Annotated in this window: 6 protein-coding genes and 3 pseudogenes; 7 read left to right on the top strand and 2 right to left on the bottom strand. The window is 57.7% G+C overall.

Features of this window, described 5'->3' with window-relative positions; genetic code table 11:
- Positions 1–150 precede the first annotated feature (150 nt).
- A pseudogene (locus G3O00_RS38830) lies at positions 151–567 on the bottom strand (TniB family NTP-binding protein); the annotation flags it as partial.
- Between G3O00_RS38830 and G3O00_RS38825 the strand changes: the two are divergent.
- From G3O00_RS38825 to G3O00_RS38800, 7 genes and pseudogenes are all read left to right on the top strand, one after another.
- A pseudogene (locus G3O00_RS38825) lies at positions 565–738 on the top strand (integrase core domain-containing protein); the annotation flags it as partial. The pseudogenes G3O00_RS38830 and G3O00_RS38825 sit on opposite strands and share 3 nt — an antisense overlap.
- A gap of 30 nt (positions 739–768) precedes the next feature.
- Positions 769–2,028 carry an IS256 family transposase gene (locus tag G3O00_RS38820; protein WP_206146158.1) on the top strand — a complete coding sequence of 420 codons (1,260 nt, stop codon included), beginning with the start codon at positions 769–771 and terminating at the stop codon, positions 2,026–2,028.
- 39 nt (positions 2,029–2,067) lie between these two features.
- Positions 2,068–2,526 (top strand): annotated as a pseudogene (locus G3O00_RS38815) (transposase); the annotation flags it as partial.
- Between the two features lie 248 nt (positions 2,527–2,774).
- On the top strand, positions 2,775–3,641 hold the full coding sequence (locus G3O00_RS38810) for a hypothetical protein (protein WP_346779022.1): 867 nt from the start codon (positions 2,775–2,777) through the stop codon (positions 3,639–3,641).
- 437 nt (positions 3,642–4,078) lie between these two features.
- Positions 4,079–4,417: a tyrosine-type recombinase/integrase gene (locus G3O00_RS44015; protein ID WP_346779021.1), complete on the top strand. Its 339-nt coding sequence runs from the start codon at positions 4,079–4,081 to the stop codon at positions 4,415–4,417.
- Complete coding sequence (locus G3O00_RS44010) at positions 4,414–4,704, top strand: site-specific integrase (RefSeq protein WP_277399371.1); 291 nt, start codon at positions 4,414–4,416, stop codon at positions 4,702–4,704. The genes G3O00_RS44015 and G3O00_RS44010 overlap by 4 nt, the downstream gene beginning before the upstream one ends.
- 156 nt (positions 4,705–4,860) lie before the next feature.
- Entirely contained in the window at positions 4,861–5,490 is a 630-nt protein-coding gene (locus tag G3O00_RS38800) for a M91 family zinc metallopeptidase (RefSeq protein ID WP_206146157.1), read from the top strand.
- A gap of 119 nt (positions 5,491–5,609) precedes the next feature.
- On the opposite strand, the gene G3O00_RS38795 is transcribed toward G3O00_RS38800, so the two are convergent.
- The coding region (locus G3O00_RS38795; RefSeq protein ID WP_241025535.1) for a DDE-type integrase/transposase/recombinase at positions 5,610–6,411 on the bottom strand (802 nt) is incomplete at its 5' end.

Genomic DNA, 6,411 nt, shown 5'->3' with positions numbered 1-6,411 from the left:
CGACTGGACCGCTCGCGAGCGGTCCAGCTTCGACGATCCGTCGCCAACTCAGCAGCCAATCGCATACAAAATCCTTTTGCGCAGCGACCTCGTGATCAAGACGAGGCGTTTTTCAACAGCCTGCTAGGGGCAATCGGCCATGGGATGACGTTACTGCCCGACTCGGCAGACATGCTCGAGATGCCTAATGCCGATAAATTCGACGCCGTTGCGAATTGATAGCTCGACGGCATTGTTCAGCAGCGTGGATATCTCGCCGGTCAGTCCGCCGCTCGCGCTCAGAACAAACTGAATGATCTCGCGTCGTGCGAGATCCGATGGCTTGTGCGGTGGCAGCACGCGTTCGATGGCCGCGAGAAGCCGCCGTAGACCATCGCTCTCCCGCCACCGTGGTATCTCGAACGGCACATACCGACTAATCATCTGGGTATCGGTTTGAAGCGCCAGCACCGCGTCGCGGGTGCCGACCAGAACCATGCTGATCTGAAGGTCGTTAGCCAGAAATTTCAACAGGTTCAGCGAAGCGCGCTGCTCGTGATAAGAGCCCGCAAGTAGGTGATGCACTTCTTTAATGAGGACGCCAGACGCAAAATCGAAGTCTGGCGCGAGTACGATAACGAGGCGCGCCCTCACTCTGCGCTGCAGTGGATGACACCGGCGGAATTCGCCCGCCAGTGCTCCGATCGGGCCGATTCGGCCCGCCCCGAAGAGCGAGCCTATCCGAACCTTTGTGTGTGAGGCATAAACTGGTGGCCAAGGAGCCACTTTATGCCACGCAAACGCAAGGAAGAAGTGACGATTGAGCCGGGCAAGGGCTTGAACCTGGACCCGGAACTCATCAAGCAACTGGTGCCCGGAACGCTGGATCGGGCAACGATCAACGAGCAGCTCGCGGCGCTCAAGAAGGCGATCTTCGAGCGCGCGCTGGGCGGCGAACTGACCCACCACCTTGGCTGCGAGAAGGGTGAAGCCAAACCGGGCGGCCGCACGAACCATCGCAACGGCACCAGCCGCAAACGCGTTGCAACCGACGACGACTTGCTCGACGTCGAGATTCCGCGCGACCGCGAAGGCACCTTCGATCCGGTGTTGATCGCCAAGGGCGAGCGACGCTTCACCGGCTTCGACGACAAGATCATCGCGATGTACGCCCGCGGCATGAGCGTGCGGGAGATTCAGGGCTTCCTGCTGGAGATGTATGGCATCGAGGTATCGCCGGACTTCATCAGCACCGTCACTGACGCGGTGATCGACGAAGTGCGTGAATGGCAGCAGCGGCCGCTCGAGCCGATGTACCCGGTCGTGTTCTTCGATGCCTTGCGAGTCAAGATCCGCGACGAAGGCGTGGTGCGCAATAAGGCGATCTACCTGGCACTGGGCGTGCGCCGCGACGGCACACGTGACGTGCTGGGCCTTTGGATCGAACAGACCGAAGGGGCCAAGTTCTGGCTGCGGGTGGTGAACGACCTGAAGCTGCGCGGCGTGCAGGACATCCTGATCGCCGTGGTCGACGGCCTGAAGGGCTTCCCGGAAGCGATCAACACGGTGTTCCCGGACACGACGGTGCAGACCTGCATCGTGCATCTGATCCGGAACTCGCTGGACTTCGCCAGCTGGAAAGACCGGAAATCGGTCGCAGCCGCGCTCAAGGAAATCTATCGGGCACCGTCGGTCGAAGCGGCCGCCGTGGCGCTGGATGCGTTCGATACGAGCCCGTGGGGTAGGAAATACCCACCGATTGCCGCCCTCTGGCGCCGGGCCTGGGATCAGGTGATTCCGTTCTACGCCTTCGCGCCTGACATCCGGAAAATTGTATATACGACCAACGCGATCGAGTCGTTGCACATGCAGCTTCGGAAGATCATCAAGGCGCGGGGCCACTTCCTATCGGACGAGGCCGCGCTCAAACTGATCTGGCTGGCGCTGCGCAACGTCGTGGTCAAGTGGACCGGTTCCCGGCACGATTGGAAGAGCGCCATGACACAGTTCGCGCTGCTTTACCCGGAACGATTCAGCATTGGAGTCTGAATCTCAACCCGCCTCACACACGAAATTCCGGATACCTCCGATCAGGCCAATCAGTTGCGCCATGACCGGCCGGCCCGCAAGGTATTGAAATCCAGTCGCTGGCTGCTGCTGCGCAACCGCCACAACCTGAAGCCCGAGCAGTCCGTGCATCTGAAGGCACTGCTGGCAGCGAATCAGCCCTTGTTGTGCGCCTACGTGCTACGCGACGAACTCAAACGGCTCTGATTCTACCGAAAGCCTGCCTGGGCGGAAAAGGCCTGGGAACACTGGATCGAGCAGGCCCGGCAAAGCGGGATTGCCGCGCTGCAACTGTTCGCGCAGCGCCTGCAGGGTTACTGGCACGGAATCCTCGCCCGCTGCCGCCATCCGCTCAATACCAGCGTCGTCGAAGGCATCAACAACACCATCAAGGTCATTAAGCGTCGGGCCTACGGGTATCGCGACGAGGAATACTTCTTCCTCAAGATCCGCGCCGCGTTCCCCGGTAATCCGCGATGAACCAAAAAGAAGCCCCGTTATCCGAGTGGATTTCGGGGCTTGAATGTTGGCCGCTGACGCCGGGGGAGCCAGTACGCCAGCCGCGCTGCTCTCACAGCCCGGCGAATATAGCAGCGGCTCGATGGCGTACTGGCTCGTTGCTTCGCGAGATTGGACGGAAGTTCGCGTCGAAATGCAAAAAGAAAACCCGGCGATCGTTCGCAGCGATCCCGGGCAGTGATCAACATCGGATATACGAGGTATCCAACGTGGATGCAGGCATTGGAGAGCACGAATCGCGTCTGTTCCAAACGCCGTTTAGCGATGAGTACGTTGTGCGCACGCAACGCTTCGATGACGGCCAGCAAGAGGTCGTGGCGTTCAGTGTGGCCGTGCAGTGGCGCTTAAACGAGCTGCGGCTGCGCCCGCGTGTTGCGCGCGGCAAGCGGGAGATGAATGAGGGCGAGGACGACGTTACGACGAAGGCTGACAAGTCGCTTCGTACGTCGATTGAGCGGTCGAAGCGGATGATTCGTAAGCGCTGCAAGCAAATCCGCGCTGACCGGATGCTGACGCTTTCTACCAGGTTGAATGAGACGCGCATCGAGGTGTGGGCGCGGTGGTGGGATGCGTTCCGGCGCCGGTTGAACAAGCTGCAGGATTTCCATTACGTGGCGGTGCTGGAGCGGCAGGAGCGCGGCGCGTGGCATATTCACGTGGCCGTCCATGGGCGTCAGAACTGGAAGCTGCTGCGCTCGATCTGGCTGTCGGTGATTGCGAAGGACGGCACGGTGAACAACAGTATCGGCCGGGCGTCGTGCCTGTTCCGCAAGGTGGGTGGCAAGGGTCGGGCGATGCGTCATCGGATCGCGACGTACATCGCCAAGTACGTGGGTAAGGGGGCGCATGACGCCGGGTTCAACAAGAAACGGTATTGGACCAGCAAGGGCATTGTGCTGCCGGAGGTGACGGCGTATGCGCACCTGGGGGCGGAATCGTCGCGTGGCGAGGCTGTTGCGGCGGCGTACGCGTGCGTCGATGCCAATGGTGCGGATTTCGGCGGGGCTCAGTTGTTCTGGAACCGAGGCATCGCGGTGTTCTGGATGGCGACGGGCAATACGGAGGGTGAGGGCTGAAACAGGGCCTACGGCGACAGTGTTTCATGGAACGACTGTCATTGCAAAGTGCGACGCGCGGCAGCGTGTGGATTGTTGGAGCTATGGGGTTTGCGCGTTCTGAATCGAAACGGGGAACGCTGGCTTAGTTGTCGCTATATATTCACAATGAAGACTTCTTTGTTGTCTAGCGATAATTGCGTAGTTCAACCTGCGTGTGGGGCGTCATCCATGGTTTTTGAGGAGGTGGTGGGCATCTATTTGGCGGCCAAGACTCATCGCAGTAAGGTGCGTGATCTATACTCGCTGAAGCAGCTTCAGCCTCATTTCGGTGGGCGGAGTTTGCTTGATTTGAAACGAGCCGACGTAAGAGGCTATGTCACGTTGCGGCTGGCAGACGGCGTTAAGGAATCAACTATCAGGCGTGAGCTGAAATTTTTTTTGCTGCCGTCAATTTTGTGCGTCTCGAGCACGATCGGCCTGATCTCGGAAATCCGGCTCAGAGTCTTGGTTTGCCGAGTGGTGAATCGCGGGTTCGATGGATCAATCGCGATGAGGCATCGGCGCTGGTGCTTGAGGCTGGCCGGTGCGCTAGGCGACCGCATCTTCCCAATTTTATTCGGTTGGCGCTCAATACCGGTTGCTGCAAGAATGAGTTGCTTCGTTTGGACCGGTCGCGGGTTGATTTCGAGCGGGCATGTTTTCGGTTGGATGGCGTGCATACAAAAAACCGTAAGCGCCGGTTGGTGCCTTTGAATGATGTCGCTTTGTCGGCCCTACGGGCTCAACGTGAATGAGTAGAGAGATTCTGTGCGGGGTCGCCGTGGGTTTTTTCGACAGTATTGAGGCGCCGGTTCTAGGATTACAGAAGGGCTTTCGTGCTGCGTGCGAAAGGGTTGGTATTTCAGATTTTCGTATTCATGATCTGCGACATACGTTTGCATCGTGGCTTGTGATGAGCGGGGTTTCCTTGTATGTTGTGCGCGATTTGCTGGGTCATTCATCTATAGCTGTGACGGAGCGGTATGCGCATCTTTCTCCCGACCAGGGACGTAGCGCAGTGCAGTCTTTGTTGCCTTTTTGATGCGTAGGTCGGGATGGTTTTGGCGTATAGCTTGGTCAACTGTCTGCGATAGCTTCCTATATTTTCGTTTCTCCGGTGAGTTTTTCGTACTTTTGATTTTTGATGAAACATTTCTTGTTAAGATTTGCGTTTTACATGGTGCATATTAGATAGATAATGAAGATTTCGTCGTCTGGGCGTGCTGCAATCGATGTTATGTATGAAGATAATGATGAGGAGTTTGGTCGATTGGTTGAGCGAACCCTTGGGGAGATCGGTTCGAAGCCGTCGGGTGGTCGCTTGCTTGAAGATTTGGCAGAAGTTTCAGGAAAAACCGGAAAACGAGTTTTGATTCGAAGGTCTGAATTGCATTCCAGGGCGTTGCCGGCGTTGGATCCAAATCAGGTCGAGAAGCTTAAACCAAAGACGATATCGGAGAATGTTGCGTTGGCAGGGCAATTCGCGCGGAAATATGGTGGTGTGAGGGGGGATGGATCAAGCGCGGTGATTATGTGGAACCCGCTGGATAAAGTCGATGTCGACGAAAATGGCGTAGCTGCCTTTCGTCCGGGGACGGGTGGGGAGCCTTTTGTTTTAGGACATGAACTCATTCATGCGAAGAGATTTATGAAGGGTAATGCGGAAGTTCCGGTGGGTGATCGGCAGGATCTGGATAGTCCGCGGGGACGAGAGGAGGCGCGTGCGATAGGCTTGGGCGAGTTTAGTGGTCGGGCGACGTCTGAGAACGCGCTTCGGGCGGAGCATGGTCTGCGGTTGCGGACATCGCATGCTAGTTTTGAAGATTAGTGTTGAGGCATGGCGGAGTATGGCGTGGTGCGCTTTTTGAGAGAACGCAGGAGGCGGTGAGTATTCGCTGTATGGTCTGTGTTGCGATCGCTTTTGCTGTGCGATTCACGGACATCGTTTCACTTTTTAGGGCGTCGTTTTCGTGGCGTGTTGGAGCTTGCGGCGCTGTTAGGAGACGCGAGCTCCAACACGCGCCGGTGATGTTCGGCGAGAGTTTTGTCGACGCGCCATTCGCGGTGCCGAATTCGCTCTTTCGTTTCGTCGAAGGCACTTCCCACCTCCTCCGTCAGAGGCGTGATTTCGCTTAACTCTGCGATACGATCGACGGGCGTCTTGCCACCAAGCGAGCCGTGCGGGCGCCGCCAGTTGTAGTTGAACTGCCACTCCTCAATTCGATGGCCGATCCCGTCCTCGGCCGGTGGGTGATGCGACCAGAATTCGTTAAGGTCGGTGAGCTGCGAACGCTCGACTTTGCCGTTGAGATGTGGCGAGCGTGGCGGAATCGGTCGGAATTTGATGCACTCGCTCATCAAGCGCCGTTGCACTGACTCAGCGAAGAACTCGCCGCCGCGGTCGGTCTGGATACGCTGGATCGGGAACGGCATCTCCTCGATGACGCGATCAAGAAAGAACAGCGTATTTCGGGCATTTCTGCGTGGGTAGAGCGCCAGTACGCGGAAGCGTGAGCAGTCGTCAATCGCGGTGTACTGGTACGCACCTCGCGCGATCTTCATCGTGTCCATCTGGACGCGGTCTCCAGGCACTGGCCGGCTATAGCGTTTCGGCTGCGCTGGTTGACCCTGTCTCGATTCCACGTACAGCAAGAAGTTTGATAACTTTTTGACTGTATGGAGAACAGAATGGCAGAGAACGTGGTGCCGAGAAGGCAATACACGCAGGAATTCAAGGTGGAGGCGGTGC

The sequence above is a fragment of the Burkholderia sp. Ac-20384 genome (assembly GCF_017104605.1).
Lineage (GTDB): Bacteria > Pseudomonadota > Gammaproteobacteria > Burkholderiales > Burkholderiaceae > Burkholderia > Burkholderia lata.
The sequence above is the reverse complement of the archived record's forward strand: the minus strand, read 5'-3'. Positions and strand labels throughout refer to the sequence as shown.

Bases quoted from the DNA above. Each gene is read 5' to 3' on its own strand.
- G3O00_RS38820 (WP_206146158.1), top strand. From the start codon at position 769: ATGCCACGCAAACGCAAGGAAGAAGTGACGATTGAGCCGGGCAAGGGC.
- G3O00_RS44010 (WP_277399371.1), top strand. From the start codon at position 4,414: ATGAGTAGAGAGATTCTGTGCGGGGTCGCCGTGGGTTTTTTCGACAGT.
- G3O00_RS38800 (WP_206146157.1), top strand. From the start codon at position 4,861: ATGAAGATTTCGTCGTCTGGGCGTGCTGCAATCGATGTTATGTATGAA.